This is a genomic window from Microbacterium foliorum (assembly GCF_003367705.1).
In the GTDB taxonomy this organism is placed as follows: domain Bacteria; phylum Actinomycetota; class Actinomycetes; order Actinomycetales; family Microbacteriaceae; genus Microbacterium; species Microbacterium foliorum.
On sequence record NZ_CP031425.1, the window covers coordinates 29,097 to 55,578 of the forward strand.

The 26,482-nt window shown below is 63.2% G+C and carries 28 protein-coding genes and 1 tRNA gene; 18 read left to right on the top strand and 11 right to left on the bottom strand.

Going from position 1 to position 26,482, the window contains the following annotated elements:
* Positions 1 to 528, bottom strand: a complete 528-nt coding sequence (locus DXT68_RS00150) for an FHA domain-containing protein FhaB/FipA (protein ID WP_045254030.1) — start codon at positions 526 to 528, stop codon at positions 1 to 3.
* Positions 525 to 1,253, bottom strand: a complete 729-nt coding sequence (locus tag DXT68_RS00155) for an FHA domain-containing protein (RefSeq protein WP_045254031.1) — start codon at positions 1,251 to 1,253, stop codon at positions 525 to 527. Before DXT68_RS00155 ends, DXT68_RS00150 begins: the two co-directional genes overlap by 4 nt.
* Positions 1,254 to 1,558: 305 nt before the next feature.
* Between DXT68_RS00155 and DXT68_RS00160 the strand changes: the two genes are divergently transcribed.
* The 7 genes from DXT68_RS00160 to DXT68_RS00185 all read left to right on the top strand — a co-directional run bounded on the left by DXT68_RS00160 (position 1,559) and on the right by DXT68_RS00185 (position 8,043).
* Positions 1,559 to 1,641 (top strand) — tRNA-Leu (locus DXT68_RS00160).
* Positions 1,642 to 1,800: 159 nt separating this feature from the next.
* Positions 1,801 to 2,220 (top strand): hypothetical protein, encoded by a 420-nt coding sequence (locus DXT68_RS16850; protein WP_162829092.1) that lies wholly within the window; start codon positions 1,801 to 1,803, stop codon positions 2,218 to 2,220.
* Between the two features lie 2 nt (positions 2,221 to 2,222).
* The gene (locus DXT68_RS17385; RefSeq protein ID WP_208856517.1) at positions 2,223 to 2,444 is read left to right on the top strand and encodes a helix-turn-helix domain-containing protein; all 222 of its coding nucleotides are present in this window, start codon (positions 2,223 to 2,225) and stop codon (positions 2,442 to 2,444) included.
* Between the two features lie 48 nt (positions 2,445 to 2,492).
* Positions 2,493 to 2,831, top strand: coding sequence for a hypothetical protein (locus DXT68_RS16855; protein WP_156149286.1), 339 nt, complete (start codon positions 2,493 to 2,495; stop codon positions 2,829 to 2,831).
* Between the two features lie 171 nt (positions 2,832 to 3,002).
* The gene (locus DXT68_RS00175; RefSeq protein ID WP_045254034.1) at positions 3,003 to 3,944 is read left to right on the top strand and encodes a hypothetical protein; all 942 of its coding nucleotides are present in this window, start codon (positions 3,003 to 3,005) and stop codon (positions 3,942 to 3,944) included.
* A gap of 257 nt (positions 3,945 to 4,201) precedes the next feature.
* On the top strand, positions 4,202 to 5,578 hold the full coding sequence (locus DXT68_RS00180) for a hypothetical protein (protein WP_045254035.1): 1,377 nt from the start codon (positions 4,202 to 4,204) through the stop codon (positions 5,576 to 5,578).
* The gene (locus DXT68_RS00185) at positions 5,575 to 8,043 is read left to right on the top strand and encodes a hypothetical protein (RefSeq protein WP_045254036.1); all 2,469 of its coding nucleotides are present in this window, start codon (positions 5,575 to 5,577) and stop codon (positions 8,041 to 8,043) included. The genes DXT68_RS00180 and DXT68_RS00185 overlap by 4 nt, the downstream gene beginning before the upstream one ends.
* On the opposite strand, the gene DXT68_RS00190 is transcribed toward DXT68_RS00185, so the two are convergent.
* Entirely contained in the window at positions 8,040 to 8,648 is a 609-nt protein-coding gene (locus tag DXT68_RS00190; RefSeq protein WP_082068913.1) for an ImmA/IrrE family metallo-endopeptidase, read from the bottom strand. The genes DXT68_RS00185 and DXT68_RS00190 overlap by 4 nt on opposite strands.
* 542 nt (positions 8,649 to 9,190) lie before the next feature.
* Here DXT68_RS00190 and DXT68_RS17390 point away from each other — a divergent pair.
* From DXT68_RS17390 to DXT68_RS00205, 3 genes are all read left to right on the top strand, one after another.
* A complete protein-coding gene (locus tag DXT68_RS17390) occupies positions 9,191 to 9,427 on the top strand; it encodes an HAD-IA family hydrolase (RefSeq protein WP_115760429.1) in 237 nt (78 codons plus the stop codon).
* Positions 9,428 to 9,632: 205 nt separating this feature from the next.
* Complete coding sequence (locus tag DXT68_RS00200; RefSeq protein WP_045254038.1) at positions 9,633 to 10,736, top strand: MBL fold metallo-hydrolase; 1,104 nt, start codon at positions 9,633 to 9,635, stop codon at positions 10,734 to 10,736.
* A gap of 175 nt (positions 10,737 to 10,911) precedes the next feature.
* Positions 10,912 to 11,334, top strand: a complete 423-nt coding sequence (locus DXT68_RS00205; protein WP_045254039.1) for a hypothetical protein — start codon at positions 10,912 to 10,914, stop codon at positions 11,332 to 11,334.
* Between the two features lie 159 nt (positions 11,335 to 11,493).
* On the opposite strand, the gene DXT68_RS00210 is transcribed toward DXT68_RS00205, so the two are convergent.
* Entirely contained in the window at positions 11,494 to 11,868 is a 375-nt protein-coding gene (locus DXT68_RS00210; RefSeq protein WP_052677706.1) for a hypothetical protein, read from the bottom strand.
* Positions 11,869 to 12,172: 304 nt separating this feature from the next.
* Here DXT68_RS00210 and DXT68_RS00215 point away from each other — a divergent pair, with 304 nt between their 5' ends.
* From DXT68_RS00215 to DXT68_RS00225, 3 genes are all read left to right on the top strand, one after another.
* Complete coding sequence (locus DXT68_RS00215; RefSeq protein WP_045254041.1) at positions 12,173 to 13,408, top strand: ATP-binding protein; 1,236 nt, start codon at positions 12,173 to 12,175, stop codon at positions 13,406 to 13,408.
* 264 nt (positions 13,409 to 13,672) lie between these two features.
* Entirely contained in the window at positions 13,673 to 14,413 is a 741-nt protein-coding gene (locus tag DXT68_RS00220) for a hypothetical protein (RefSeq protein WP_156149287.1), read from the top strand.
* A gap of 112 nt (positions 14,414 to 14,525) precedes the next feature.
* Positions 14,526 to 15,596, top strand: coding sequence for a hypothetical protein (locus tag DXT68_RS00225; RefSeq protein WP_162829095.1), 1,071 nt, complete (start codon positions 14,526 to 14,528; stop codon positions 15,594 to 15,596).
* Positions 15,597 to 15,618: 22 nt separating this feature from the next.
* Here DXT68_RS00225 and DXT68_RS00230 read toward each other — a convergent pair whose 3' ends face one another.
* From DXT68_RS00230 to DXT68_RS00240, 3 genes are all read right to left on the bottom strand, one after another.
* Positions 15,619 to 16,425 carry a GIY-YIG nuclease family protein gene (locus tag DXT68_RS00230; protein ID WP_244268180.1) on the bottom strand — a complete coding sequence of 269 codons (807 nt, stop codon included), beginning with the start codon at positions 16,423 to 16,425 and terminating at the stop codon, positions 15,619 to 15,621.
* Complete coding sequence (locus DXT68_RS00235; RefSeq protein WP_244268181.1) at positions 16,415 to 17,575, bottom strand: DNA cytosine methyltransferase; 1,161 nt, start codon at positions 17,573 to 17,575, stop codon at positions 16,415 to 16,417. The genes DXT68_RS00230 and DXT68_RS00235 overlap by 11 nt, the downstream gene beginning before the upstream one ends.
* 111 nt (positions 17,576 to 17,686) lie before the next feature.
* The gene (locus DXT68_RS00240) at positions 17,687 to 19,660 is read right to left on the bottom strand and encodes a BbrUII/HgiDII family restriction enzyme (protein ID WP_052677707.1); all 1,974 of its coding nucleotides are present in this window, start codon (positions 19,658 to 19,660) and stop codon (positions 17,687 to 17,689) included.
* Between the two features lie 119 nt (positions 19,661 to 19,779).
* On the opposite strand from DXT68_RS00240, the gene DXT68_RS00245 reads away from it, so the two are divergent.
* Both DXT68_RS00245 and DXT68_RS00250 read left to right on the top strand, forming a co-directional pair.
* Positions 19,780 to 20,790, top strand: a complete 1,011-nt coding sequence (locus tag DXT68_RS00245; protein WP_045254046.1) for a DUF4928 family protein — start codon at positions 19,780 to 19,782, stop codon at positions 20,788 to 20,790.
* 638 nt (positions 20,791 to 21,428) lie between these two features.
* Positions 21,429 to 21,641 carry a hypothetical protein gene (locus tag DXT68_RS00250; protein ID WP_156149288.1) on the top strand — a complete coding sequence of 71 codons (213 nt, stop codon included), beginning with the start codon at positions 21,429 to 21,431 and terminating at the stop codon, positions 21,639 to 21,641.
* Positions 21,642 to 21,773: 132 nt separating this feature from the next.
* Here DXT68_RS00250 and DXT68_RS00255 read toward each other — a convergent pair whose 3' ends face one another.
* The 4 genes from DXT68_RS00255 to DXT68_RS00270 all read right to left on the bottom strand — a co-directional run bounded on the left by DXT68_RS00255 (position 21,774) and on the right by DXT68_RS00270 (position 24,014).
* Positions 21,774 to 22,259, bottom strand: coding sequence for a hypothetical protein (locus tag DXT68_RS00255; RefSeq protein WP_156149289.1), 486 nt, complete (start codon positions 22,257 to 22,259; stop codon positions 21,774 to 21,776).
* A complete protein-coding gene (locus DXT68_RS00260) occupies positions 22,256 to 22,852 on the bottom strand; it encodes an RNA polymerase sigma factor (RefSeq protein WP_045254049.1) in 597 nt (198 codons plus the stop codon). The genes DXT68_RS00255 and DXT68_RS00260 overlap by 4 nt, the downstream gene beginning before the upstream one ends.
* 204 nt (positions 22,853 to 23,056) lie before the next feature.
* Positions 23,057 to 23,353, bottom strand: a complete 297-nt coding sequence (locus tag DXT68_RS00265; protein ID WP_156149290.1) for a hypothetical protein — start codon at positions 23,351 to 23,353, stop codon at positions 23,057 to 23,059.
* A gap of 13 nt (positions 23,354 to 23,366) precedes the next feature.
* Positions 23,367 to 24,014 (bottom strand): hypothetical protein, encoded by a 648-nt coding sequence (locus DXT68_RS00270; protein ID WP_156149291.1) that lies wholly within the window; start codon positions 24,012 to 24,014, stop codon positions 23,367 to 23,369.
* A 326-nt stretch (positions 24,015 to 24,340) separates the two neighbouring features.
* Here DXT68_RS00270 and DXT68_RS00275 point away from each other — a divergent pair, with 326 nt between their 5' ends.
* Genes DXT68_RS00275 through DXT68_RS00285 form a run of 3 tightly spaced genes read left to right on the top strand, consistent with a single transcriptional unit; the run spans position 24,341 to position 26,424 of the window.
* Positions 24,341 to 24,805, top strand: a complete 465-nt coding sequence (locus DXT68_RS00275) for a hypothetical protein (RefSeq protein WP_045254052.1) — start codon at positions 24,341 to 24,343, stop codon at positions 24,803 to 24,805.
* A gap of 27 nt (positions 24,806 to 24,832) precedes the next feature.
* Positions 24,833 to 25,441, top strand: coding sequence for an RNA polymerase sigma factor (locus tag DXT68_RS00280; RefSeq protein ID WP_045254053.1), 609 nt, complete (start codon positions 24,833 to 24,835; stop codon positions 25,439 to 25,441).
* Entirely contained in the window at positions 25,438 to 26,424 is a 987-nt protein-coding gene (locus DXT68_RS00285) for a hypothetical protein (RefSeq protein ID WP_045254054.1), read from the top strand. Before DXT68_RS00280 ends, DXT68_RS00285 begins: the two co-directional genes overlap by 4 nt.
* Positions 26,425 to 26,482: the final 58 nt, after the last annotated feature.

Genomic DNA, 26,482 nt, shown 5'->3' on the forward strand with positions numbered 1-26,482 from the left:
TCAGGCTCGCAGCTCGAAGGTCGTGGCGCCCACCTTGATCGGGGTGCCGAGAGCGAGACCGACCGGACCGCCGGTGACGCGCTGACCGGCGACGAAGGTGCCGTTCGTCGAGTCGAGGTCCTGGATCGCCCAGCTGTCGCCGCGCAGCATCAGGCGCGCGTGATGGCTGGAGGTGTAGTCGTCGCGGATCACCAGCGCCGATTCGCTCGAGCGTCCGATGGTCAGGGTGTCGGTGCCCAGCGGCAGCTCCAGACCGGCCTTGGGTCCTGAGGTGATCACGAGCCGCTTGGCGGTCGCGATGGTCGCAGGACCGGTGCTGGCCTTGGCCGACGCGGGACGTGATGCGACGGGTGCTGCGGCCGGTGCCGGAGCGGGGGCGCCCGCGGTGGCCTCGGCCGGGAGCTTGCGCACCTTCATGCCGAACAGGTCGGCACGCAGCGAGTAGATGACGCCGAAGACGAAGAACCACAGCAGCAGCAGGAAGCCGATGCGCAGCAGCAGGAGGACGAGTTCACTGGGTGTGCTCACGAGAGGGCTCCGAACGCACGGGTCGCATCGTCGTCACGCGGCCGAGGCGGGCGTGACGGGGTGGCGACGGGAACGATGCGGAACACCAGGTCGGTGCGTCCGATGGTCATGGTGGTGTCGGTGGGGAGCGCGGCCTCGCGCACCTTCTGACCGTTCACCTTGGTGCCGTTGGTCGAGCCGAGGTCGCGCATCATGGCGCGCTCGCCGTCCCAGAGGACTTCGATGTGCTTGCGGCTGGATCCGGCATCCCCGATGGTGATGTCGGCATCGGAGCCGCGTCCGATGACCGTGCGAGCGCGCGTGAGGGGGTGGCGCCGACCGTCGACGTCGATCACCGCCTGCCAGTTGACGCGGCCCTCGACGGTTCCCGAGCTGACGTTGACGGTGCCGGTGGCGACCTTGTCGTCTGCCTCGAGGTCGATCGAGAGCGGCCCCGAGAAGCTGTAGCCCTGAGACTTCGCGTGCTTCGAGAGAAGAGCGTGCAGCTCGTCGGTCAGGGCCGCGCCCAGCGTCCGCATGCGCTCGGCGTCGTCGGTGCTCAGGCGCACGACGAAGCTGTTGGGCGCGATGATGCGGTCGCGGCTGACCACGGCCGCCTTGGTGTCGGCCTCACGCCGCAGGGCCGAAGCGATCTCCACAGGCTGGATGCCGCTGCGGAAGGTCTTCGCGAACGCGCTGTTCACAGCGCGCTCGAGACCCTTCTCAAAGCTGTCAAGTAGTCCCACTGGGCTCCTCTGGCATACCGACCGGTAGGGACATCGTAGCCAGGTGGCCTGGGTGAACGCCCTCGCGAAGCGGGAGAACGCCGAGAATCCGGGGGAGAGGGGGAGTGCGGAGGCATCCCGTGGTGGTGTCTCGAGGTCGCCGATCGGTGCCGGATGCCGGACCTCGGCACGTCTGCAGGAACGGAACGGCCGTCTCGTCCTGCATCCGTGCCTGGGTCCTGCGGACGGTCGCGGTCCTGGTTTCATCGCAGGGCGGATCGCGTGATATCTTTGGGAAGTTGAGTTCTTCGGAGCCCGACAGACTCGCGCGAGTGGCGGAATGGTAGACGCGCTGGCTTCAGGTGCCAGTGTCCTTATGGACGTGGGGGTTCAAGTCCCCCCTCGCGCACAGCGGGCTCTGTTCGTTTATTCAGGGCAAACTGTTCGTAAATTGAAAGCGCCGGTCAGAGAAGGTTTCTGACCGGCGCTTTCGTCTTCGTGGGCGTCGGCTCCTCATAAGGGACTTCACTGCAGCCTTGCGAGCGTCATGCATTACTACTGTTGTGGCATGACGCCGCTTCCGGTTCCGCCCGACTCGTTCGAGGGCCCCAACTTTGGCATCGCGCTCGCGGCTCTCATCGTGAGCGTTCTCGCTTTCGTTGTTGGCGGGTATTCGCTGGGGTGGCAGATCTTCAGGCACTATCGCTGGGAGCGTCCGCTGCTGACGGTGTCCGGAAACTGGATGCACACTAGCGAGCAGAGCTCCGATGGGCACCGCACGCGAGAGGTCTGGGAGTTGGACATAGAGGTCACGAACACGGGCGATGTGGGTACTCAGATCGTGGATGCGTACTGGGAGTTCGTTTCAGACGATGGCGAACAGCCGCTCCGAGTCTCAGGAAGCAGGCTCGCAGAGCAACCATTGGCGATGCATGTCGATTGGCAACTGCTTGTCGACAGCGGCGAAGTGACTGTCCGAGGCAGTTAGGGGTGACCCTCCGGCGTCTGCGCAACGAAAGCGGTCTTTCGCAGGAGTCTCTGGCGTACCAAGCTGGCATCACCAAGAACCAGCTGCAGCTCATTGAAGCGGGTCGATCCACGGGCCGTAAGGACGGAGCGGGTCGCTCTAACCCAAGGATGGCGACGCTTGCCGGCCTGGCGGATGTTCTCGGTATCTCCGTCGCCGCACTGATGACTGAGTCCGGCCTCTGAGACCTACCGGCATAGCTGGTTTCTCCAGCCACCGCGCATGGGCGAAGTATGGAAGATTACGCCACCCCATTCATCGAGCTCATTGACCGGGAAGCTGCCGACCTCTCGGTAGACGAACGCGAATCATTGGAGTTCTACTATGCCTCCGTGAACCTTGCGGAAGGTCTCCCTCCGGACTCGGTGCCACGACGATGGTGCGTCGTGGCTCAGAACGTCGGAAGGGTCGCGCACATGCTCGGACGGCTCCCGGTATCGGGCGATCCTGGCGCGACCCCGGTGATCCTGGAGTGGATCAGGTTCCAGGCGACTGCAACCCTGAACTCCTATCAGCGCGCACGCCTCGGCTCGTTCCCCGGGGGCGATGCCCTCATCGCGGTGCCCGAATAGATCGTTGCCGCGGGGCGTGGAGCCGTCAGAGGCGCGTTTCGGAGCGCGCCGCCCGGTGCTACACTTCGCGTGGGCTTTGGAATGGGTCGGTGGCCAGGCTTCGAGGACAACGCGACAGTGCCGGCTGACTTACAGGCCGCACACGCAACTTCTGCCAGATAATCTGAGCAGGTGGCAGAACACTCTGGCCGGCGCAGGCTGAAACAGGTCTCGCTTGTTGCTGCCCTCTGCGCTCTGTTCTTCATCCTGGGGGTGTGCCTGGCACCGGCTCTCATCACCGCAGATCTCAACAACTGGGGATTGTGGTTGCGCGACTTCGCCAAGAGTCCAGGCATCGCCGCCGTAGCCGCGCTCATCGCGCTGTTTGGAATCCTTCGCCAGGTCGCCGTGTCGAGGGAGAGCTTGCAGCACCAGCGCGAGACCGCGGCCGGTTCGTCGTGGTGGGACTCGTTTGAGTGGGCGTCGGGCCGCGCCCTGCCCGGGCGAGAAGGGGACATCCCATTGCCCGGCGAGGTGACAATCAGCACTCTTCAAAGCCTCGCGCGCACCGCGTCAACAGACGTGCAGCGTGCCGCTTGCTCGGGGCTCATCGAGGCTCTGACCCCGAGGGTCGGGTCAGGCACCCCAACTGTCGCATCTGCCGAGTCCGCCGAGGCGTCGAACGAAGCGGCGTTTCGTGCACTCACGTCATATGTGAAAGCGAATAACGGAACAGTAGCCGCGTCCCCGGCGGCTGAGGCTACCGTTCGCGAGTACGAGATCTACAAGCGCAGGGTCTTGAACGCTCTGGCGACCCTTAGCCCGGGGATTCTCGTCTTCCGTGAGCCGGAGATCAGCAACTCGAGAGCAGATGCTGTCGTCGAGGTCGAGGGTGTTCCGGTCGCGCTCGAGGTGTCGTTCGCTCGGACGCCCGTAGTCGTCCGAGCTCGCTCCTTCGCAGCGGCTCAGCTGCGTCAAGACGACGCGACAGCACCTCTTGTCCTCGTCTCTCGCTTTGCCTCGCCTTTCTCTCCAGAAGAGGAGCGGAGCCTCCGTGTGGTGATCGCGCAGTGGGAGACATCTGATGATGACGACAATCTTCGTGAGGCGTTGGTGCGGGCGTCGCAGCTCTGAGACGCCATCGATGATCCGGGTCGGTGCTTGCGGCGTCGCTGGGTCAAGATGTTGCGGGGTGCCCGTTGTGGTGAAGAGCTCGGCCCTAGTGCAGCCGTCGCCACGGAAGATCGCGGGCTGCTTCGATTCCAACTGCACGGCGTCAAGCTCTCGTAGTGCTGTTGCGCCGCTGCGGACGGCTCCAAACCGCGACGTCCTTGCAGACCCTCCGCTATCACTAGGCTGGCCGCGGTGCCGTTGACCGAAAGGTGGAGCCCATGGAACACATCAGGTTGGACTCCGCGACCACTCGTCCTGAGCTTGTAGCTGCCCATCAGCTCATCGCGGCCGGCGACGGTGCACCTATGACCTTGACGTTGGGTGACACACTCCACCCGGCGAGCCCAGGGCAGTTCAGCGCTTGGCTGCAACTCATTCTCACGTGGGGGCAAGACACCCTCGGGTCGGTGCTTGTGCTGCCGCCCTTGACGGTGTCTCGCGTTCGCAATCGTCATGCGCTTTCGGACGTCGAGGTTGTCGCGTTCCTTCTCGCCGAGCGCATCGTGTGTGATGGTGCCGATGTCACCGACATCGTCCAACCGCTTGCGCGTGACGTGCTTGCGGAACGCCGGTTCCTGTCCACGCATCACGGGGACGGTGACGTGGCCACTCAGTCACTGTTGCTCGCAGCGCACACGTTCACCAACCGCACAAGCCCGGACTTGCACGCCCTATCAGATGGTCATTTGGGTATCGAGGAAACCGCGCGAACTCTGTACCACGACCTGTGGCCGTCGCCTACGCCCGTACGTAAACCGTGGTTGGAGTTTGGGGAGCGAGCGATGCAGTCTGGCGGTGAGACGTACGTCACGCGCACGCTTCCTCCGGATATGCAATCAACTGCCGATGGTCAGCCGTTCCTCAACCTCGGGCGTCGCGCCCCCCAGGTGCGAGGGGTCGCGTCCAGCCTGGTGAAGAAAGTCCGCTCCCGTGCGAAGCCAATGCATGACGAGGTCGGGGAGATTCTCTTTGAGCTCGTTCAGAACACCGAATGGCACGCGTCACGGTGGGCGGGCGGCAGAACGGGCGCGAACTATCGCTCGCTGACGTTCCGGGAGTACACCTACACTCCGCAGACGCTGGTCCAGATGGGCAGGTTTGACCAGAGCTTTGCCGCATACGTCAAGGACGTTGCAGGAGTGGCCGGAGCTCTCACGAACGGCAGCATAATGAGGATGACGTTCGGGAGTATCACTGTGATCGACAGCGGCGTCGGCCTCGCGCGGTCGGTCGCTCGCAGCCTCGGCGAGGAGCACCTCCTCTCCGAGGACACGGAGGTGGGCTATCTCATAGCCGCGCTCGCGAAGCACTTGAAGCGGCGCCGCGTCGACCTGGGAAACATCGGTCTCGCGCGGGTTCAGCAGAGCCTCACCACCCTTCGCGGATACATGTCGGTACGCACCGGGAACGTTGAGATCCTCCGCAACTTCGTCGATAGCCCCTTCGACCCGGTGCTCCCGGACACCGTCCAAGTTCCCCAACCCCCGCTCATGCTCGATTGGATTCCCCTCCACGCGGATGACTTCATCGTCGGCCCCCGCCTGGGAACCGCCGTGACCATCGCCTACCCCGTGGACTTCGAGGTGGTCACGTGAGCGAACAGCGAACATCCGTCAACGAGGACGCCTTCACCTTCGTCACGGACATCACGCGCGACGGCTACCCTGTGTTCGTCGCGATCCACTGGACCGGTGTCCGTTTCACTCCCGACGACACCTTCGTGCAGGACCTGCGGAAGTACCTGACACTTCGTCCTGAGGTTTCAGAGGTGTGGTTTGTCTTTCCCTCGGACATGGTCGACCTGTATCAACAATTGCGAAGGTCAAAGCGTTTCACCTTCGGGGGTACAGGTATTCCGCAGGAGTACCGATTCTTCACCGTCAACGCATCGGGACGGCTCCGCGAGCGATTCCGACCGCGCACGTCTTCGATTCCGAAGATCACAAACGATGTCGAGGACGACATCATCGTGGACGGGTTGCGGCAGATTTTTCGCGACACCGATTCTCTCGCGGCAGCGGCAGCCGGATTCCACTTTGCCCATCCAGGTGGAAAACACTCGACGCACTTCATACGCGCCTCGCAAGCAGTGTCCCGCGTGCAGCATGCCTACTTTGTCGCATTGGCGATGCTTCGTGCGCTTCCGCCGTGCAGCGACGAGGCAACACTGTGGGTGGACACTGCCTCCGTCTCCGCTGGCGGGTATGCGTTCATGGACCTCCAGCGTCGCACGGGCGGCGTTGCGATCCGTCGGGTCGAGACGTTCGGCGGGTACGACGGTGTCGCCGCCTGTCTGCACCCAGCCGTCGACGACCTCGTTCTGATTTCCGGCTCGACGTCCGGCACTCTCGCGCGTCACGTCATCACCACGAAGAACGTTCCGGCGCCGCGTGTCGCCACCCTGTTCTTCCTAGCTCAGGCGGAATGGTCGACAGAGTCGGGCCGGCTTATCTGCGACATCAGCGACCGCACCGGGAACCTATTCCCGGGAGTGCGGGAGTCCAGAATCAAACCGTACGACGCGTACGAATCAGCCTCGTGCGTCATCTGCGGAAACGGCAGCGGCGCCATCGAGCTGGAGGGCGATTCGTTCTTTCCCGCAGCTAGTGAGCTGGACCTTCGGATGCCGAGTTTCATCGACCGACCTTTCCAGAATCTCACGGGCGAGGCGCGGAAAGCACAGATCACTGAGTTCGACGGGTCGACCTATTTCTTTGACTTGCTCGGCTCTGACGTGATCACCTTCGACGGGGGCACCGGCGCGGATCGGTCACCGCATGGAGTCACGACGAGATTTGGTGACGTGATCAGTTCCGCCCCGTCTTCCCACATCGCCAAACGCATCCTCGTTGAGGCGAAGGCAGCTGTTGCCGCCGACCAGCCGGTAGGTGCGGTCATCTCCCTTCTGGACAACGACTCGGTTGCGCTAGGACAGTTCCTCGCAGATCACTTCCTTGGTGCCTCGCCCGAACACAATCTGAAGGAAACTGATGTCCGGCGACGTGAATGGCGCACCGCCGGCACTACGAGCCTGACGGACATTGGTGATGGCACTGTCTTGGTGGTCGCCGCCGTACTGGGTTCTGGCCGCGCGCTCACCAGCATCAGCCGAGAGCTGCGGAAAGTGAAGGGCGACTACCATCCCGAGTACTTCGTGGCCGTCGCACATCCGGAATCGTCCACGGCATGGACCATCCTCACTCGAACACTCGAGCGACGAAGCAACAACAAGACCACCAATCTGAACTACATCTGGCGCCTGCCTAGAGAGCCACGCTTTCCCGACGCGCAAACGCCGTGGGATCGGGAGTTGGTCACCCTCCAAGAGGTGGGGGCATGGCTGGCCCGGCACTCGGCGCACAGCGGTCTCGTTTCTGCTCTGGAACCACGAATGCAGGAGCTCGGCCGTCTGGACAGTTGGAAGCTGTTCGTCGGAGCCAAGAAAGGCTTGCCCATCGAGGTGGTGAATGGCAACTTCGCGTTGTGGCCATTCGACTGGTCGGACCATCACAGTGGTGAGGATCCGACGCATGCGGAGATCTATGCAACCGTCGCTCACTTGCTCTACGAATCTCGCCGTCGAAACTCGCAAGTGGACGGCCGCGTTCTCACCGCCCGGAGACACGGGTACGTCTTAAACCCGGCGTTGTTCGACCGGTTCAACGATCCAGTGATCCAAGGAGCCCTGATTCGAGCTGCCGAGCCCGGCGAGCTTCACTACACGGCAGATGCGGATGCCAGTCACGCCGTCGCCGACCTGCTGTGGTTCGTGCTGGACAACATTGATTCTGAGGCTGGAGGCGCGGCATACGAGTTCCTTCTTGCGCTGTGCGAGGGACGAAGAGACCGTCACGCCGCGGGCATCCGCATCGCGGACGTGTGGTTGCGGAACGTCCTCGATCAGGTCGCAAGAAGGTACGGCAACGATTTTGAAGATCTGCAGAGCTCGTCGCCGCACGTGCGCGCTCTTCTGCTGTACCTGCGTCACAGCAACGTCAGCGGCGATGGCTCTGAATCGGGAGCGAAGGATGTCGAGCGAGTCTCGGGGAGTGCAGGCTAGCGACCCGAGCGGGCGAGGTAGTCGTTGCGCAACTGCTCCACGGAGAGGAAAGCCTTGGAGGCAGCCGCATGCGACCCGCCAGCGCTGCGCACTGTCTCAACTAGTGTGGACGGTGCGCCGAGCAACGCCTTGCGTCCCTCGTTCGCACCCAACTCTTTGGTGTCCCGGATGAGATCACGGAGCTGACGCTCCGTGATCTGTCGGAGTTCCCGAAGCCTCCGGGCAAGCGCGCGGGTCGGGACGCCCCAGATCGTGGCGGCCTGCGCGAGGTCTAGGCCGGGGCCGAGCGTCTTGTCGTTGATCACCTCTCGCCCGGGCATGAGGAAGGCAGCAGCGAAGGCATCCGCATCACTTTCGACACCTGTCGGGCGCTGATCGCCCAAGGCCCAGTGTCCGAGCTCGTGAACGATGGCACCTGCAAGCTTGATCTGGGGCGCGCTGCTGTCCAAAAACAGGAGCGTCTGGCCATGCTCCGCTGTGGTCAGGAGTGCCGGTATGCGGAGAGCACTTAGGTTGCGGTAGATGCACACAATGCCATGTGCCTCGAGTGTGGGGAGCAGGCACTGTACCGGGCCAGTAGGCAACGACCCTGCCAAGGCTGCCAAGTAGTAGTTAGTTCATGTAAGAGTTCAAAAAGTAAGTAGTAGAAGAAAGGGCAACTTCTCTCTCGAAATCTCTATAGGGATAGGTTCTGCACTTGGTCACCTTGGCTGGAGGGTAGTTTTATCGCCTCTGAACAGGGATAAGTCGACGGTAATGACCTTGGCAGGGCCCTGGCGGCAGCCAAATTCGCGGATTCTTCCGAGAACTGCCGTCAGGCGTCCGAATGTGCCGCAGGGTATGGGGCGAGAGAGTGTCGCGGAGAGTGCATCCCCGGTCGAAGCAAGTCATTGAACTGCCGAGCGTGCCGCGACCGTTGCAGGAGGAGGCATCCTCGCGCCGGGGCCAGTGCTCAACATGATGACAATTCCACATGGAGTCCAAGGGCCAGCGGCTCGCGCGGCGCAAGCGGCCGAATCGGCATCGGTTCTGACGGGGATCGGCGCTCGGTGGACACCTCCGCAGCGAATGCAGCAGGGGAGCGTATGGCGGGACTCGCGCAGTCCGTAAGGGCGAGGCGGTTCGTGCGAGTTCGTGGGCGCGTTGGGTGTCGGACTGGTGCTTCTCGGCTGAACTCGGGCTAACCAAGCCCGACGCCGAACTCTACCTCAGCGTTGCGGAGTCCATTGGAGCTGCGCCAGCTGAAATCCTCTACTTCGATGACGTGCAACGGAGCGTCGATGCAGCGTTGCACGCGGGAGGGACAGCCCACCTCTGGACCTCTCAACCTCAGGGTGAAAGATGCTTGCGTGAGAATGGGTTTGTTGCGGAACCGAGCGGATGAAGGCGATCCGAACGTGGATAGTCCAGCGATACCAGAGCAGGACGAGATCGGTGGTTACCCGCGTTGCGGAAACGCCCTTCGTTCAACGAAATGTCCACAACTCAGAACCACATTCCCAACCGCCAGGCCGTAGCCTCTTTGGTATCGGTGATGAAGACCAAGTGAACCGGCCCGGATAAGAACGGCCGAGGGGGAGCTCCAGAGCATGTATATGCGGGTGTTGAATGTCGGCGACGGAGCGTGCTCGGTTTTTACCAAGCCCTGGGATCAGAAGCATCTCATTGTCGACTGCGGCGCCACCCCTAGCGGTCGTGGTGAGGAATCGGCGCAGATCCTCAGCAGCGCTCTGGGAACGTCGTCGAGTGCCATCGAGGCGGTGCTGATCACACACTTCGATGCAGACCACTGGGCGGGCATCAAGGCTTTCCCATCGGTGTGGGAAGAAGCTCCCAAGGAAGTGACGTTGTACTACCCCCACCTACTGCCACGTCGTGTCGGGGCGGTTCAGGCCGCACATCTCCTGTTTCAGGCCGCGCGCGCAGGCGCATCGATCACGCCAGTCTCGGAGATCATCGACGAGTGGCGCGCTAAGGGCGTTGTAGTTCACCCGGTTACCGTGAGCAGAGGTCGGAAGTTCACTGCCGCGGGCGCGGAGTGGGATGTTCACTGGCCGCCCGCGGACGTGGGTAGTTTCAGGGATGTCACGCGTCGGGGTATGGAAAGCCTGGAAGATGAGATCGACGACCTTGTCCGACGGCACCCAAGTTTTCGGGAAGCCCTGTACGCGGTTTACGAGGACTGGGAAGCTGGTGTCGACAGACAGCAGGACGTGGAGGTGGAGTTCGAACTCCAAGGCGACCGCGCTTTGAAGCCCGCCGCAGACGTTATCGACGGGTTGGGGCTGGATGATGAAAGCGTGCTACGCCTCAGCCACAGGTTGTCGAAATACACCAACCTCCTCAGCGTTGTTCATTCCACGTCAACGGTGGTGAACTTTGGCGACTGCGGCGGAGCGGGGCTCAATGCGCTGCTACGGCTGCAACGAGATGCGACAGTGACGCCTCGGCTGGCAGAGTCCTACAGAGTGGTTCTCGCACCGCATCATGGAACGCACCGTCCAGGTGCAACGACGCAATCACTGTTCCCGGGCGCGTCCCATGTGTTGGTTAGCCAGAACGGTGCGGGGCACTTGGCGACAGCTCTGCGCACGCCCAAGACGATGGCATTCAAGAGGCTTGTGGGTGGGGCGTTGGGGAGTGGCTCCGGTATCGACATTCACGAGCACGGGCATCTGTATCTTTCTGTCTAGGCCGGCAGGGTTCGTGCCGATCCCTGGAGACGATGGAGGCTCGGTGATCCGTGCAACGTCGGGCACGTTGTAGCCGCGCTCGGAAGCATCAAGGGCCTTCAGGGCGGTCTTGGCATCGCCACCAAGATCCCGTACCGACCAGCGGGATGAACTGATTTTTGAGCGGTGGATCGAGATGAGCGGCATGCGAAGTGTGGCGGGCTCCACGCTGGTTCTTCTCGCGGGAATCGCGCTCGTCGGGTGCGGTCAATCCGCCTCAGTCGGCACAGAGAATCAGATGCTGGCGACCTACACTCCGTCGGGTGAGCCCGGAGGAGATGGCGCACAGTTGGCAGGTGTGCTCGAAGTCCGCGACGGATGCGTCATCTTCGTGAACGACCAAGGTGACGCCGTCATCCCGGCGTTCCCGGAGGGAATCGCGAACTGGGACGGCGATACTCTGCGCCTGCGTGGATCATCCGTGGTTCCGGACCAGGACATCGCAGTCGGGGAGCCGGCCGACGCCCTCGGCGGCGGTAACAATGACGGGACTGCAGACGGCGTCTCTGTCCCCACCTCATGCCCAACGGATGCCGGTGTCTTCGTCGTGGCAGGGTGAGGGCAGCGAGCACGACTCGCTTTGGCCTTGGTGCCGCGATAGGCAACCAAGACGGCTGACACGTGGTTTGGCTGGGCGGGGTTCCCTGTGGCGGCTGGAGTGCATCAGGCAGCGGTTACTTCAGCGTCCTCGCCCGGTTGGAGGGAAATGCTACGAACTTTACGACCACGCGTCGTGCTCAGCCTCGCGGATCGCCTCATCGAGGCGCCCATCGATTAGAAGCTGGATGTTACGGGGCGGGTCGTGGTCGGGCAATGGAACGTTCAGCCACTGCGCCCACGTCCACCTGCCCGCAGTCCCAGTCTGGAGCACGAGGAGGATGTCTTGTAGTCCCTCGACTATCTTCCCGTCGTGCAGCTGATACGCGGGGAACAGGAGGACGTCGTCGTCGGTGCGCAACATGAGGAGACGCAACTGGTCCCCGGCTTCGACGACTTCGTTCTCGGTCCAGCCGAGCGTGCGCGCCATGCTTGTCACCGTGTAGCAAGGGCCAACGATCTCAGCCCATGGGTTCGACTGGGCGTCGCCGGTCATGGCTCCTCCTCGGGGCGGCGGGTGCGACGGCGACGGGCATCTTCGATGATCTGGTCTCGCGAGCGAATCTTCCGCTCGCGGCCATGAGGTGCAGGCTCCGGTTGGTCAGTGTTGTCGCTCATCGCCGTGACCTATGTGCTCATGGCAGAACTTGCCAATCCGCCTTGCGGGCGGGAGGAAGACTGTCGCGGTGCCAGGCGATGAGATCCCCGTCGGTCGTCGTCATGCCGCCACTGTAGGCCTCATCTAGGACATTCGGAACGCCTTTATACCTGAAGCGGGGGCTTCTGGCAGAGTGACAGCCATGTGGACCCCGCGCACCGAACACGACATTCAGCTGGCCATCGACGAAGGCAACCTCGCCGAGAACTACAGCTTGGATGTCAAGCAGTGGTCCGATGTCACCGCGAACGAGAAAGGGCGTAGGGAGACCGCTCGCGACCTCGCGAGCTTCTCTATCGGCGGCGGGGCACTTCTCTTCGGCGTTGCGGAGGACACGAAGGAGCGAACTTTCACTCGGGTGCCATTCGCACTAGCGGGGGAGGCGGAGCGGATCGAGCAGATCGCCGCGACACGGATCGACCCCCCGCTTCCCATCCGCGTCACCGACATCCCGTCGGATGCGGACCCGAGCACCGGATACCTGCTCGTGGAGATTCCTCCCTCCCCGCATGCACCTCACATGTCGGATGGGCGGTACTACGCACGGGGCGACCGGACGAAACGGCAGCTGACTGACGCTGAGGTTGTGCGCTTGCACCAGGACCGCCGCAAGGAACGGGAGCTCGTCGAGGAGGCGCTCACTGCCTGGGTGTCCCGGAACATGTCGCTCGACGGTGGGCAGAAGCACGCGCACCTGCATCTCGCGGCCGTCCCCTTGTCGAACTATCGGGAGGATGCGCTCGAACATATTGCGCGCGCTCACGACCAGCAGCAGGCGGTCACGTTGTTCGTCGAGGTAGAGGCTGGGCTTGCCCGGTCACTTCTTCCGTTCCAACCAACGCTGCAGGACGGCCACCGGTGGGTGGCTCGTGAAGCTGGTGCTGCGTGGACGACGCTCGATGAGGAGGGCAAGCTCGCTGAGTCGTGGTTCGACGAAAGATCCCTCCTAGACGCAGAGATCCATGATGATGGGTCGTTCCGCGTCCTCATGGGTGGGCTGTCGGACTACGTTGCAAGCGAGGGGACTCAGCGCGCTGTGTTCTTCGAGGTTGGGCTGATCTCCTGGGTGTGGCGTGCGGTGCTACTAGCCCAGGCGGTGTCTGAGGAGATGGACTACCGGGGGCCGTGGGGGGTTGGGCTCTACGTAGACGGCCTGAAAGGCCAGGTCAGTTGGGCTGTCGAGGAGCGCAAGGGAAGGTTCCTGCGTCAGCGGTACGTGTACCCGCTTGACACCTACGAGGCCGTGACGACGACGCATCTGGTGGAGTTGGAAGGGCACGGCGACGATGTCGTCAACCGACTCGTGCGCAAGCTCATCCAGGGTTTCCGCAGCTACGACGAGGTCACCGACCTCATCCGAGGGGGGCGCCGAACCTGACTCGTACTGCGCATGGCGCGTCCGATGCCGGGTGGTGATACAGAGCCGTTGACGCAATCTTACTCTCGCAAGGACGGACACAGGGCGGGCGGAAGGAGGCCCGCCTTGCCTGATTGCACCGGGTCCAGTCCCGACCAGATGGTCGGACCAAGGCTCCCGCCCCGGCACCCCCAGACCACTGAGCACGGTGGTGATGACGCGGTTTCGACGTTCCGATTCGAATTGGTCGCAACCGGGCGCGCGGCCGGGTCCTACTATCGGTGCATGGAACCGACAAGCAACCCTCTTCGAGCGCTCGGCGACGGTGGTCCAGGTTTCTGCTTCGACATCGACCGGGATCTGTTTCGAGGTGCGGGCGACGCTGCGGATGGCCCGCTGCTCATCGCCCTTGACTCGAACGTCATTTTCGACCTTGAGCGCTACGGCAGCCTCATCCTGGACCAGGAGCACATTCCAGGCGTTGACGACGCGTACCGTGAGGAGCTCGAAGCCCTCGGAGCGATCCTCGACCTGTGGATGGTGCGGGACATCCGTTTCATCGTCGTGCCGCGCACGCGTCACGACTTCAAGAAGTCACCGTCTCCGGAGCGCCTCGCCGCACGGGAGCGCCTATTCCAGCGCATCGAGGATGCGCTGACATTCCAGGCGGACGACTGGGGTGCAGAGCACCAGAGATTTACGTGGTCGCGCCCGGTGACGCCGGCGACGCGCGCCGTACTCGACGTGTCGCCAGGGTTGGATGCGCTGATGCTCGAGTCGGCGTGGTCCGCGGGGGTGGATGCCTTCCTCACTCTCGACGCCGGCGTCATCAAGGCGGCGGGCGCGGCGATGGCGCCATTCCCGCTGGTGGTGAAGCCGACGCAGCTCGCGAATCGCCTGCACAAGCTGGGGCCCAACCCCTTCCTGTCCGGTCGCGTTGACCATCCCGACTGTCTGTGGGAGGGCGGTTTGCCGTTCGGCGACTCTGGAAAGTGGGTGCCTCTGCTCGAGGCCCTGTTCATCTGACCTGCCCGTTACGGGCTGTATTCGGTGTCGGCTCTCTCATTCGACGAACGGCACCTAAGCTGGGCGGCATCCAAGCGGGGCCGCAAGAGGGGACTTCGCATTGAAGGTCGACTTGACCGTTGCAGGTGACGAGGAGCAGGTGGGCCTGCCCCCGATCACGCCCCCGGATCCCGCGGCGCTCCTCTGCACCTTCGACTCCTGGGTGTGGGTGCAATTAGCTGCGGCGAGACGGTACCCGGACCACGAGTTGCGCGGTGCGTGGGAGTCGCTCCTTGCCGCGACCAATGCAGGCAAAATCCAGGTCGCTCTGACATCGGGAAGCTACCTCGAGCTATGGAACCGGGCGAATCAGCAGTCACGCCAACGGGTGGCGATAGCGATGGCTGAACTCACCGGTTACACCACAATCCGTGCGGTGCATGAAGTCGTGGTCGAGGAGGCGATTCAGTTCATTCAGACCAGACGTCAGGGGTTGGGCCTGCAGGCGGCTCCGCTCGCGCGTGTGTGGATGCTCGGCACTGGTGCACGGCATGCCTTCGCCTCCCGCGCAGGGCGCTTCCGTTTCGTGGAGAGCCTGGCTGACACGGCAACTCCCGAGGGGCCTGAGATCGAAGCACCGCCCGAACTGCTTGCTGACTTCGACAGGGCATCGCCCGAGTGGTTCGAATGGTTGAACCTCGCCGGTGTCGACAACGCCTACGACGTGGAGGGGATCGACTACCGGCCCACCCATCGGGAAGGGGATGAGTGGGTGGACGTGCAGGAGCAGCTTCGCGCGTTTGCGACACGGCCGGGATCGGAGCCATCGCTGCTGTATAGAGGTCTCGTCCGTGGTCGTCTGAAAGATGTCTTCGGGCAGCTCGGCAACGATGCAATCACTCCGCGGGAGCGAGCGGAGTGGTTCACAGGGCCCAACGATGGCGTCAAATTCATTACCGCGCTCCCGGTGCAGCGGGTGATTGTCGAGCTGCTGCACGCCGCGCACCGAAACAAGTCGTACGCGTTCCGTCAACACGACCGCGTGGACGTACACGAGCTCGCCCTCACCGTCCCGTACTGCGATGTGGTCGTGCCGGACTCCCATTGGGCGCACCTTGCACATGCCAGCAGAGTGGACGTGGAGCACTGCACTCTCGTCGTGCGCGGGCTCAAGGGGTTCCGGGCTTGGGCCGAGGGCCTGTAGCCGTTTGGCGCGCGTGGGCGGCCTAGTCGAACAGCGGCTCGGCTGACGTGCTGCTCTCCAACTCGGGCGTCTCATGCAGGACCGAGCCGACGAGGGCTTCGACGTTGAAAGCGGCGTCCGGGTCGGGATCCGGACGACCCTCGGCTGCGGCCAATCTCGAGGCGGCGAGGTAAGCAAGGCGCACGGCCTGGATGACGAGGACGCGACGGAGGCCGTCAGACACCTCTCCCCGCTCGCGAGCAACGGCCGACAGGCGGGAGACAGTCTCTGCTCGCCGGGCGATACGGATATCTGGGTGGCCGCGCTCTGCCCGTGTAGCGGGATCAATGAGATCGCCGCGCAGCGACAAGGGGAGCGGTATCGGGGTAGAGACGGGTGGGATCTTCTCGTTGAGGATCGCCTTGAAGCGGGAGTTGGCGATGGCGTGCAGATAGACGGAGTATTCGAGTGCGTCTAGTTGTCGGCGCGCGTCGAGGTCGCCGCGCGGGGTGCCCTCCAATGCCCAGATGGGGAACAACTCCACTTCAGCTACCTCGAAGACGTCGAGGATGCGCATGGCTACAGCGTCGGTTCGCTGGTTGGTGAGGTGGCGCCGTACTCGCGTGCGCAGACGTTCGTTCGTCTGCCCCACGTAGATGGGTTCGCCGTCGTAGTCGTAGAACGCGTAGACGCCCCATGACGCATCTGACCACTTTCGGCCCTGCTCGTCAGGGGTATCCAGGAACGTGGTGAGCTTGGCGCGAAAAGCACGGACGTCATCGGCGGGAAGGTCGGCCCGCGTTGGTCGCATGGTTGGCCGCGCCGACTGAGGTGAGTCGTTATCGGGCACTCGCGAGCACTTCCGTACGCGTTGCTGACCCAAGCGTCCCGTTGAGAAGGGGCATCAGGTACTTGGATGCGAGCCATTCCACAGCGGGGACCGCCACGGCGTCGCCGAAGGCAAAAAGTGCTTGGTTGTTGCGTGCCCCGGAGAGGTTGAAGTCGCCGGCGCCCATGAGTCGCGCGTACTCCAGCGGCGTCATCCAACGCACTTTCAGTCGGCCGTTTCCCAGCCGAACAACGGCCTGCTTGGATGATCCCCCGCGGGCGGTACGCAGGCATCCAGAGACGTCATCCGCGCGCACTTCCCATACCGGTACCCCGTTTCGGGTGCGACGGTACGCGGTCCGATACTTCACGCCAGCGGACTTTCGAAGCTGGATAACGCGCTCACGCTGTGTGGGTGAGAGTGACCTAACGAAAGCGTTCGTCCGATCTGCATCCCACCACCGCTCGTCATCCATCGGCATGGTCTCGACGACCTTGCCGAAACCTTCGAGCAAGAAGGCCGGGGGCTCGGGGAGAGGTGCTCGATGCATGCGTAGGCTCTCGTCGCCGTAGAAGTTCTGAGCCCAATCCGGACGCAACTCGGACGCCAGCGACCGCTCATCCTCTGCGGGAGGGTTCTTCGTTCCAACAAGGAACATCCGCGGTCGAGACTGAGGGACGAAACGTCGCGCATCCATCGACAGCAGATCGATGGAGTAACCGATGTCGTTGAGAGCCCGGATCGCGCTGCGAAGATCCTCGCCCCCATGTGACGTCGCGAGGCCGATAACGTTCTCTAGAACCACGACTTCGGGTGCCCGTTCCTCCATGTCTCGGAGGATATTCACCCATAGCCAGAAGGCGTTCGACTCTTTACCAGCGAGGCCCGCACGGCTGCCTGCAAGAGACAGGTCCGTGCAGGGTGAGGATGCCCATGCCAGCGAGGCGGACGGTAGATCAGCAGCGGCTACTTTGCCAACGTCTCCGACGACGTAGGTGTGGTCGGGTCCGTCGTTGAAGTGCGCCGCATACATGGCGTGTTTGTCGGGCTCGTAGTCGTTCGCCCACGCCACCTTGAATCCGGCCGCCTCCAGTCCGATTCGCGCGAGCCCGATGCCAGCGAAGAACTCGAGGGCCTGCGGGCGCTGTCGGATAGGAGTGATGTTCGCCACAGGGCTATCGTAACAACGTTCGAACATCTCTGGATCCGCGACATGCGGTGCTCGGTCCGTGAGTGTCATCTCGGTCTGCCTTTCGTGGTGGGTGCTCTCCCCTATGCGAGGTCACTTCGCACGCGCGGCCACCGCATCGACGATCTGCTGGATGCTGTTCGCTTCCTCGGCCTTCTTCAAATACTCGTCGTACGCCTGACGGGCGTTGTTCAGGAGTTCGCTGTAAAGCACGATGCGGGCATCGTAGGACGACATCAATTTCCGGCTTGTTTCTCGGCCGTCCTCATGGTTCCAGTCCGTCGGGGGCTTGCCGAGGACGCAGACGAGCGAGTATGTGTCATTCTCTTTGCCGTTGTTGCGCAACCAGCGGACGAGCGCGTTGCGATACTTTCCGATCTGTCCTGCCAGCACCGCCGAGGACGTGGACACGGTTGCCCGCTTCAACTCGACGATGACGTGCTGGCCGGTGGTCTTTTGATATCGAATATCGAGGCGAGAGTTTTTCTCGGCCTTGGTCAAAGACTTGGCGATGTCCTTGAACTCCGTCTTCATGGACTTTTCCATGGAGGGCATGGAGGCTCGTTCCCATCCTGGGTCGAGTAGCCAAAGGTGGTCGAAAAGGTGCTCCTGAAGGAATTTTTCCTTGGCGTCGTCGCTTGTGAGCTTCTCGAGTTTCTCGATGATGGCAACGCGCTGCGAGACGATGCGGTGGTACATCACCTCTTCCAGCTGGTTTCCCTGCTTGAGTAGCTTCCCGAGGGCCGCAACGTCTGTTCCTGACAGCTTGTCGAGAGCATTCAGGTTCTCTCGGTACTTCATTACTTCGAACGCAACAACGCCTTGACTGAAGAGGACGTTCTCGTCGTTTGAGTCGAGACCGAGTCGATGAATCTTCCCGAACAGCGAGCGCGCCTTCTTCCGAGAGTCGGGGCCCAGCGTCCTGTACCAGGCTTTCACCTCGGGGATGTCTTTCGCGGCCTTCGTCCCCGCCTTGTCGCGGAGTCTGTCCCATTCCCCCTTGATGTGCTGCAGCTCCTCCTTGAGGAACTCGATGAGCGCCATGTACCGGGGGTCGTCCTCGCGAAGCGCCTGACGGCTACTGGTGGCGATATCTTCACCGTCGTCGCTGTCGAGCCAGTCGGCATGGAGCTCTCCGACCACGTAGCTGCGGTAAATGCCGACGTCGCGGACGGCAGCGAGCAGGTCTTCCTGCGCGAGCTTGCCGCGCACCATGAGGGGGACACGGTTGAGGCTGTCGTCGCTGTCCGCCTCCTTCAGCTGGTCCGACGAGTGCACTGTGCCCAGCCACCCGGTGACGTCGCCGTATGCGGTCTTCGGTGGGCGTGTGAAGGTTTCCTTGCTGGTGGTTGCTCTGGGCGCGAGCTTGTTGTCGGTGTCGCCGTACGTCCACACGTACTGCGTCTTGGGAAGGAGGTCTCGGTCGGTGACTTCGACCGCCGTCCCGTCGACGTTGACCTTAAACTTCCCGGTGCCTATGACACTGAACCGGCGAGCGAGACGACGCCGCAGGTTGACTCCGGTCTGGTCGATCCCCTTGGTCAGGTTCGTCAGTGTGATTCGCGTGCCCTTCGCGAAGTCAACCGAGGAGCCATCGAGGGGCACCGGAGCGTAGTCCGCGCTGGCTCCGGAGTTGCCAGTGCTGACGTTCTCCTGCTTGATGAACTTCTCGATCTCCTCGAAGTCCATCTGCAGTGCGTTGCGTTCAGCGCCGGAGGCCGTTTCGATGAGGACGGTCTTCGCGATACTGAACAGGGCGAGCTTTCCGATGCCCTTCCTGCCCATCACCGGTCGGCCGGAGGTAGTTTCTGCCCCGTTGGGGGCGTTGCGCCGCTCGTATCCGACCTTGAGATACCGCTCATTGAGTTGCTGTGCGGTCATGCCATCGCCGTTGTCCTGGATCACAATGCGCTTGCCCGCAGTGTCCAGGGTGATGTTGACCTCGGTAGCGTCGGCGTCCCAGGCATTCGCGACAACTTCGGATAGGACGGCGGGGGTGCTGCTGTACAGGCTCACCCCGAGATGGCGGAGGACGTTAAGGCTCAGTGTCATCTTGTACTGGGTCAAACTCGGTCCTCCATCGCGACGTCGGGCGTGAGTTGAGCCTACGGGAGAACAGCCCGCCGGAGTTCGAGGGGTTGGAAGAAGGACACTGGGCAGTGCGTGGACGCGCATAAGGTGTAGCTGTGTACTCCTACGTCGACGAGCTCACCGCTGAGCTGTCCGATATGCGCCGGCAGCAGGTCACTCGTATGGTCGAGGTCGTTGATGAATGGGTGGACGAGGAGAGGGCCAAGGACGGGTCGGTGCAACCTGGGGTGCTCGCCACGGGTCTCGTCATCGCTGATCACGTACGGGGGCAACTTCCGCTGACCGAGCATGACGTGTCAGTCAGCTCCCAGATTCGTGGGCAAAGCGGCGACCGAGTGCACTCGATTCTGCGGCGATTCGGTGAGGAGCGTAGGTTCCTCAGCGAGGGCGGTCGTACGTCGAGGAATAGCAAGGCGAGAGGAGTTGAACTTGCTCGTCGACTTAGCGACGCGGTCACCGCCTTGTCGAATAGCGACTGGCATGTCACTCACCGGGAGATTGCGGCAGACGCAATGCAGGAACACCTGGTTCGCCTGGTGCAGCGCGACTACTTCGATAAGAAAAGACTCACGCCAGATATCTCCACCCAGCTGACAGTCGGTGCCAGCGTTCAGAGTCTGCTGTCGGAGGCGAGGAGTCGGAGCGGTTCAGCCGCGGGTGCGGTGGCGCAGCACCTTGTGGGGGCGGCGCTCGAGGAGCGGCTCCCCGACGTGGTCATCGGATCGGAGAGCTACTCGACCTCTGACCAGCAGACGGCAAGGCCGGGTGACTTCCTCGTCGGCGATACCGCCATCCACGTGACGATGTCTCCCGGCGACCGCGTGTTCTCTGACCGCTGCAGCCAGAACCTTCAGGCGGGGCTGCGTCCCCTCGTCCTGGTCCCCGAGCAGAGTGTTGTCGCCGCCCTCCAACTTGCCGCGAACGTTGGCCTGGTAGGCAGTGTCGTCGTGAACTCGATTGAGAGCTTCATCGCAGCCTCACTAGAGGAAGCCAGCGGGTATGAGGGTACCGAGGCGCGGCAGAGACTCAGGGGGCTGTTCGAGCGCTACAACGAACGAGTAGCTCGCATTGAGCCCGACCCCTCGCTACTCATCGATCTCGGATAGCCGTCTCGCTGCGGGTCGAGGAGCGTGACACGACCGCGGCGATACTGCCTGTTCGCAGGATTCGGCTACTTGCCGGTCTGCTGACGAGGATTCGTCCGCTCCGATGCCTCTTAGCTCCGGCCCCGCGAGGGGTTGGAGCGCACGTTTTGTTTGGCACGAAGAGAGTCTGGAACGCAGCGAGGACCTGTCGGAAAAACGCGAGCTGATCTGGAGGATCACGAGGTTCTCGGAACTTTCTGCTGCTTAGCGTGGAATCGCCACCAAAACTGGTTGCCGCGATGGCTTGGGGCTCAAGGGGTCCGAGGATAAACGAACACACCCGCAGCGGGTCCTGTTCGTTGATTCAGGGCCATCTGTTCGTACAGGAAGAGCCGGTCAGAAGTTATTTCTGACCGGCTCTTCCTGTCGCATCCGACATGTCCGCGCCTTCTTGGATAGCGCTTCGTCATCGGAAACAAGCCGTCCACCGACCCTCGTGTCACGTCGAGTCAGGCGACAGCGCTTCAGGCACATCCGTGACGGTGTCCACGGGGCGCACGATGCCGTCAGCGTCACTTCGAGCTCGACCAGCAATACTGGTGGGGTATCAACCCCCAGCTATGTAACTGGCGATTCACATGAAGAGAAACAATCGATTCGTGATCTGGGGACTGCTCGCGGTCGGCATAGCCCTGGTGATCGCATGGGTCTTCGGTGTGATCGCGTACGGATATGAGGTCGACGCCTCCGCCGGTATCGGGACGCTTCGAACCCAGGACGTCCTGCTCGGTGCGGGTAGCGCTCTGTGTTTCGTCGTGGCCATCATCGTCGCGGTGACGTCGCGGCGCCGAGCCCGTCGACACCACGTCTGACGGAGGAATGACAGAGGTCGTGCTCGAAGTCGGGCACGACCTCTGCCCTCGGTAGCGCTGCGGAAGACAGAGGTGATGTCGCCAGGCTTCGCTCGGCGTCAGTGTCCCGCGGTGACGACGCGACCGCTGCGGCTAGCTCTGGAACGGATGAAGCCTGAGCACTGAGCATTCGATGACCCCGGGTACGACCGCAGCTTCACCCTCGTCGGTGACGCACGTCGTGAACTCTTCGGGCGCGACTCCAGGTACTGGGGTCGCCGACAACGGGTCGTTGTCTTCGAAGGCACCGCCCTCCCACATCTGGATGCACGTCGCTTCCGCATCCGTGATCGCGACGACGCCGTCCGGGGTGGCAACACTCGCCGATGCACCAGACAGCGTCCCGTCGGAGTTTCGGTACGGGCCTTCGAGGCAATGAACGATGGTCGTCTCAGTCACGGGACGCTCGTCGAGCAGCACGACTCCGGCAACGCCGGCGCCGGCGACCGACAGGACGCCGCCCGCGATGGACAGACGGCCCCAGATGGTCGTCCACCACTTCGGGCGCGACAGATCGCGGCGCATCTGCTCGACGAGGAGGTCCTGCACTTCCCGGTGGTGAGGCATCCGCTCACTCATGCGTTCGCCTCCTCTGCCGTCGGCGAGTACTCATGGAGTTCCCCGCGCACCCGATTCTTCACTCGAGACAGCCGAGACGTGACGGTGCCCTCGGGGATCCCCAGAACGACCGCGGCTTCGGCGATCGGGAGCTCATGGATGACGCAGAGGACGAGGACGCTTGCTTCGCGCGGGTTCAGGCGAAGAAGCTCTTGACGGACACTCTCTGAGATCCCCATGGAGTCCATCGCCCGGGCGACCTCATCCGCGTGATCTGCAACGTCGCCGTCGTGCAGAACGCGCCGAAGTAGACGGTGATATCGCCGCCGGCCCCTCAAGCCGTTCTTGGCGATGACGGATGTGGTGGCCAGCAACCAGGGCAGCACGGAGCCGTTGATGACCCGAACCTTGGCGCGCTTGCGCCACAGTTCGAAGAAGGCGGTCGCCGCGACCTCCTCCGCATCCCGGCTGGTAGGCATGATTATGAGCGACAGTCGGAAGACCGGCATCTGGTGACGGTCGTGCAGCCAGCGGTAGGCCGGTTCGTCGCCGCGGGACAGCCGGTAGAGGAGCTCGCCGTCAGTGGGCGGGTCGAGCGTGAGCCCCTCCGACACGATCTCACCTCACACGTCACGGTCGATGTCCAAACCTCCGTCAAGTGTAAAAGGTCGGCGTCAGGCCTCCGGTAGGACCAACCACGCGATCCTGCGGAGACGACGGAGGCGACCACCGGGCATCGCCGACCCCGATAGCGGCCTACCCACCGAATGCGCCCCGCCTTGCCTTGTTCTATACACCGGCACGGCGAGGCGCATCGACTACTCGACGACTACCGACGTTCCGTCGCGGGTCGAGTCCACGTTGTACACGACGATTGCGCTGACTGCATACGTTGCGAGGGAGACGCACAGTACGACAGCAGCCGCGGCCAGCACGAATACGGCGGGCCGACCGGGGCGACGGAACAGCCCGACGATGACGACGACGAGGAGCGCGATCTGCGCGACCACCATCCACGGGAACGCCAACGACAGAATGACAAGTCCTACAGCGACGGCGAGAAGCCACCAGGGGTGCGCGGTCGTGGCGGGGGCCGTGTCTACGCGATTCGTCATGTCAGGCAGTCTTTCAGAAGTTCCCCAACGTCGCTGTGTACCGCCCGGGGTTGCCGCTGTGTGTCTTGATGACGTGCTGCTTGGCGAAGGAGATCGGCGATCCCTTGATAACGACGTTCATGTTGAAAATCACCTCGCACGCGCCCAATCCGCCGGAAGTGATGTAGTTCGATGCGGAGGAGGAACCGGTGAGTCCGAAGCCAGCCCAGGCCCCCTTGCACGTGAGCACACGCGTCACCTTCGTCGTGTTGGCTTCGTACTTGAAATCGGTTGTGAAAGACCCGACGTTCACATTGAGGATGCTCGCGGTCACTGTGTCCTTGGCCTGATAGGTCTTGACCGCCGCAGCGGCACGGGCCTGCACCTGAGGAGTTGCCTCCAGCTCCCTGACCCTTACGGAGCTCTCGAACCTCACCACCGATTTCGGATCCGATTCGGTTCGGGAAAGGAACGATTCCTGATCGGTCAGCGACAACTTGTCGAACCCGGTCTGAAGCTCGCCCTCAACCTCTGGGGTAACGCCGAGCGAGGCGGCGAACTCGGAGAAGTCCTCGTCCACACTCGTGTTGGTTGCGGCCATTGCACCGCTCGATCCTCCGAGCAGCATGGCAGCCGAAACCGCGACGGCAACCGTGATTCGAGAGAGTTTCTGATATTCCATTTGCAGCTCCTTCATTTTTGACAACGGAGTCGACGCTAAGGCGTCTCGTGGTCTTTGTCTGTCCCCACTTAGGGGGACACGGCGCGCCACGATGGAGGACTCGGCGGTCGCTCATCGATCAATCCGTACCCTCGCTCCGTGTTGAGCGCTCCAGGTCGAAAGATCGATAGCAAGAAGCTCTGTAAGGAATCCGCCTGAGCGGCAAACGCGCGCGAGAGGGTATCGCTCTCGTCCTCGCCGGATACTGATTCTTCGGAGTCTGCGCCGCGCCACCCGAGCGGCACACCCGGCAGACGCCGACGCACCCGGAGTGGGAGGGGGCACCAATGAAGAAGCGCATCGTCACCGCTACCGCACTGGCCGTCAGTCTGCTGCTGATCGCGCAGGCATCGGCATCCGCCTCGGCATCCGACGACACCGAAATCTCCGATATCGAGTACGCTCTCGAGGTCGTGCCCGGCGGCATCGCACTTTCAGATAGATATGCGGTGTGGCCGGCCCTCGGAATGACGCTGACGGCCGGATCGTCGGCGGCGAGATCCGTCGGCTCCTGCGCGACAGGCACGTTCTGCGCCTACACGGGCAGCGGACTCAGCGGCACGAAGCTCGCTTTCGCCATCTGCACGAACGTCAGCACTGCCGCCCTCCGCGTAGTCGCATCGATCGCCAACGGACGCACCTCGGGCAAGGTGCATGCCAAGAACTCGTCCGGCACCGTCCTCGGCACCGCCGTCGCGAACGGCTCGGCGAACGTCTCGCCCGGCACCGCCAGCCTGCTCTGCACTCTCTAGGCGATCGGTAGCCTGGCAATGAGAGAGATGGGTGGTCTGGTGCTGCAACTGTGGGGGGTGGAGAGCCTGCGCATCGCGTATGCCGGATCCGATCTTCCCGACCTGGAGCTTCCCACACCGGTGAGAGGCGCGCCCACCGACGGCGCGCCCACCAAAGCGGTGCTCTACCGCACCCTCTTCGACGAATACTGGCCACGCGTGCGACGGCACGTGGCCTGCTTCATCGAAAACTCCGAGGAGGTCGACGAGATCGCAGCCGAGGTCTTCGTCGTCGCCTGGAGAAAGCTGAACCCCGCAAAGCCGATGGGGCTGCGGTGGTTCCTCCGAGTCGCCGACAACAAGCTGCGCGACGTCATGCGCCGGAGCCAGTCCCGCACCCGGGCGATCGAGGCGATGACGCGCGGGATGCAGGCCAGTGAGGAGCTGCATCCGCTCGAGGCACTGGCTCTGCGTCAGGCGCTCCAGAGCCTCAACGCACGAGAGCGTCAGGTCGTCGTCCTCACCTACTGGGACGGTCTCAGCGCAGGCGAGGTCTCTGACGTTCTCCGTTGCAGCCAGGCGGCAGTGTGGACGACCCTCACCCGTGCGCGTCAGAAACTGCGCGGCCAGCTCGAGGCGAAGGAGGCGGACGCATGAGCGTCTCCGACGACGATCTCGACCGGCTGTTCCGCGCCGCGAACCCCGCGCCCCCGGCGGAGTTCGCGTCGTTGCGTGCGAAGGACATCGCGCTGCGCGAGAACATCATTCGCGGCACGGTCACGCCCGTCCGCGCACGACGCCGCAGGTGGGCCTGGGCCGGCGCGACCACCGCTGTCGCCTCTCTCGTCGTCGTGACGATCGTGGTCGCCAGCATCCTGCTTCCGTCGCAGCAGGCCATCGCGCTCACGCCGCCTCCGCTCCAGTACTCGAATGCACGGCCGCTCGCCGAGGTCGTCTCCGACGCGCACGACGCGCTCGCCCGCCCCGGTGGTCCCGAGCAGAAGAGTCGCGTTGAGACGCTTTCCTGGGGATGGAGCATCGACATGGCCGAAGAGAGCGTCGAGGTGGTCCCGCAGTATGCGACGTTCACATGGTCCCCCGAGGCAGGGGCGTCGACCGTGATCGTCGCCGGAGAATCCCTCTGGGACGACGACGATCGCCCCGAGGGGGTGGCCGACAGTCCCTACGAGCCGGGCGAGGTGATCAGCGATGTCGCGACGCCGCCCGACCAGTTCATCGCACCCCCCGCGGTGCTCGAACTCGACGGCGCCGACAGGTCGCAGTTGGCGATGGCGCTCGAATCGCTCGGGGTCCCCGAGGACGCATCCTCCGGCCAGCTCCTGGTCGGCATCGGGCAGCTGCTCAGCTTCTGGACTCTGACGGACGAGCAGCATGCCGTCCTGATCGACATGCTCGTGGACGCCGGCGGGGTGACGGTGCTCGGCGAGACGAAGGACAGAGAAGGGCGACCCGTGGTCGGACTTCGGGTATCCGATGACGATTCGCCGTATCAGGACACCGTCCTGATCTCGCAGCGGACAGGACGTATCGTCGGCATGGAGAACGAACTCACCGAGCCGGTGGATTTCATCCCGGCCGGGGTCGTCGGGTACACGATGTGGGGTCTGCCGAGCCGCTGAACCCGCCTCGGAAAACCCCGCACAGGACCTGTGAATGCGGCGGGCCGCTTGGAGATCC

Excerpts from the sequence above, each read along its gene's own strand:
- DXT68_RS16850 (WP_162829092.1), top strand. The coding sequence starts at position 1,801 with ATGACGCCGCTTCCGGTTCCGCCCGACTCGTTCGAGGGCCCCAACTTT.
- DXT68_RS16855 (WP_156149286.1), top strand. The coding sequence starts at position 2,493 with ATGGAAGATTACGCCACCCCATTCATCGAGCTCATTGACCGGGAAGCT.
- DXT68_RS00180 (WP_045254035.1), top strand. The coding sequence starts at position 4,202 with ATGGAACACATCAGGTTGGACTCCGCGACCACTCGTCCTGAGCTTGTA.
- DXT68_RS00200 (WP_045254038.1), top strand. The coding sequence starts at position 9,633 with ATGTATATGCGGGTGTTGAATGTCGGCGACGGAGCGTGCTCGGTTTTT.
- DXT68_RS00205 (WP_045254039.1), top strand. The coding sequence starts at position 10,912 with ATGAGCGGCATGCGAAGTGTGGCGGGCTCCACGCTGGTTCTTCTCGCG.
- DXT68_RS00210 (WP_052677706.1), bottom strand. The coding sequence starts at position 11,868 with ATGACCGGCGACGCCCAGTCGAACCCATGGGCTGAGATCGTTGGCCCT.
- DXT68_RS00215 (WP_045254041.1), top strand. The coding sequence starts at position 12,173 with ATGTGGACCCCGCGCACCGAACACGACATTCAGCTGGCCATCGACGAA.
- DXT68_RS00220 (WP_156149287.1), top strand. The coding sequence starts at position 13,673 with ATGGAACCGACAAGCAACCCTCTTCGAGCGCTCGGCGACGGTGGTCCA.
- DXT68_RS00255 (WP_156149289.1), bottom strand. The coding sequence starts at position 22,259 with ATGAGTGAGCGGATGCCTCACCACCGGGAAGTGCAGGACCTCCTCGTC.
- DXT68_RS00265 (WP_156149290.1), bottom strand. The coding sequence starts at position 23,353 with ATGACGAATCGCGTAGACACGGCCCCCGCCACGACCGCGCACCCCTGG.
- DXT68_RS00270 (WP_156149291.1), bottom strand. The coding sequence starts at position 24,014 with ATGGAATATCAGAAACTCTCTCGAATCACGGTTGCCGTCGCGGTTTCG.
- DXT68_RS00275 (WP_045254052.1), top strand. The coding sequence starts at position 24,341 with ATGAAGAAGCGCATCGTCACCGCTACCGCACTGGCCGTCAGTCTGCTG.
- DXT68_RS00280 (WP_045254053.1), top strand. The coding sequence starts at position 24,833 with ATGGGTGGTCTGGTGCTGCAACTGTGGGGGGTGGAGAGCCTGCGCATC.
- DXT68_RS00285 (WP_045254054.1), top strand. The coding sequence starts at position 25,438 with ATGAGCGTCTCCGACGACGATCTCGACCGGCTGTTCCGCGCCGCGAAC.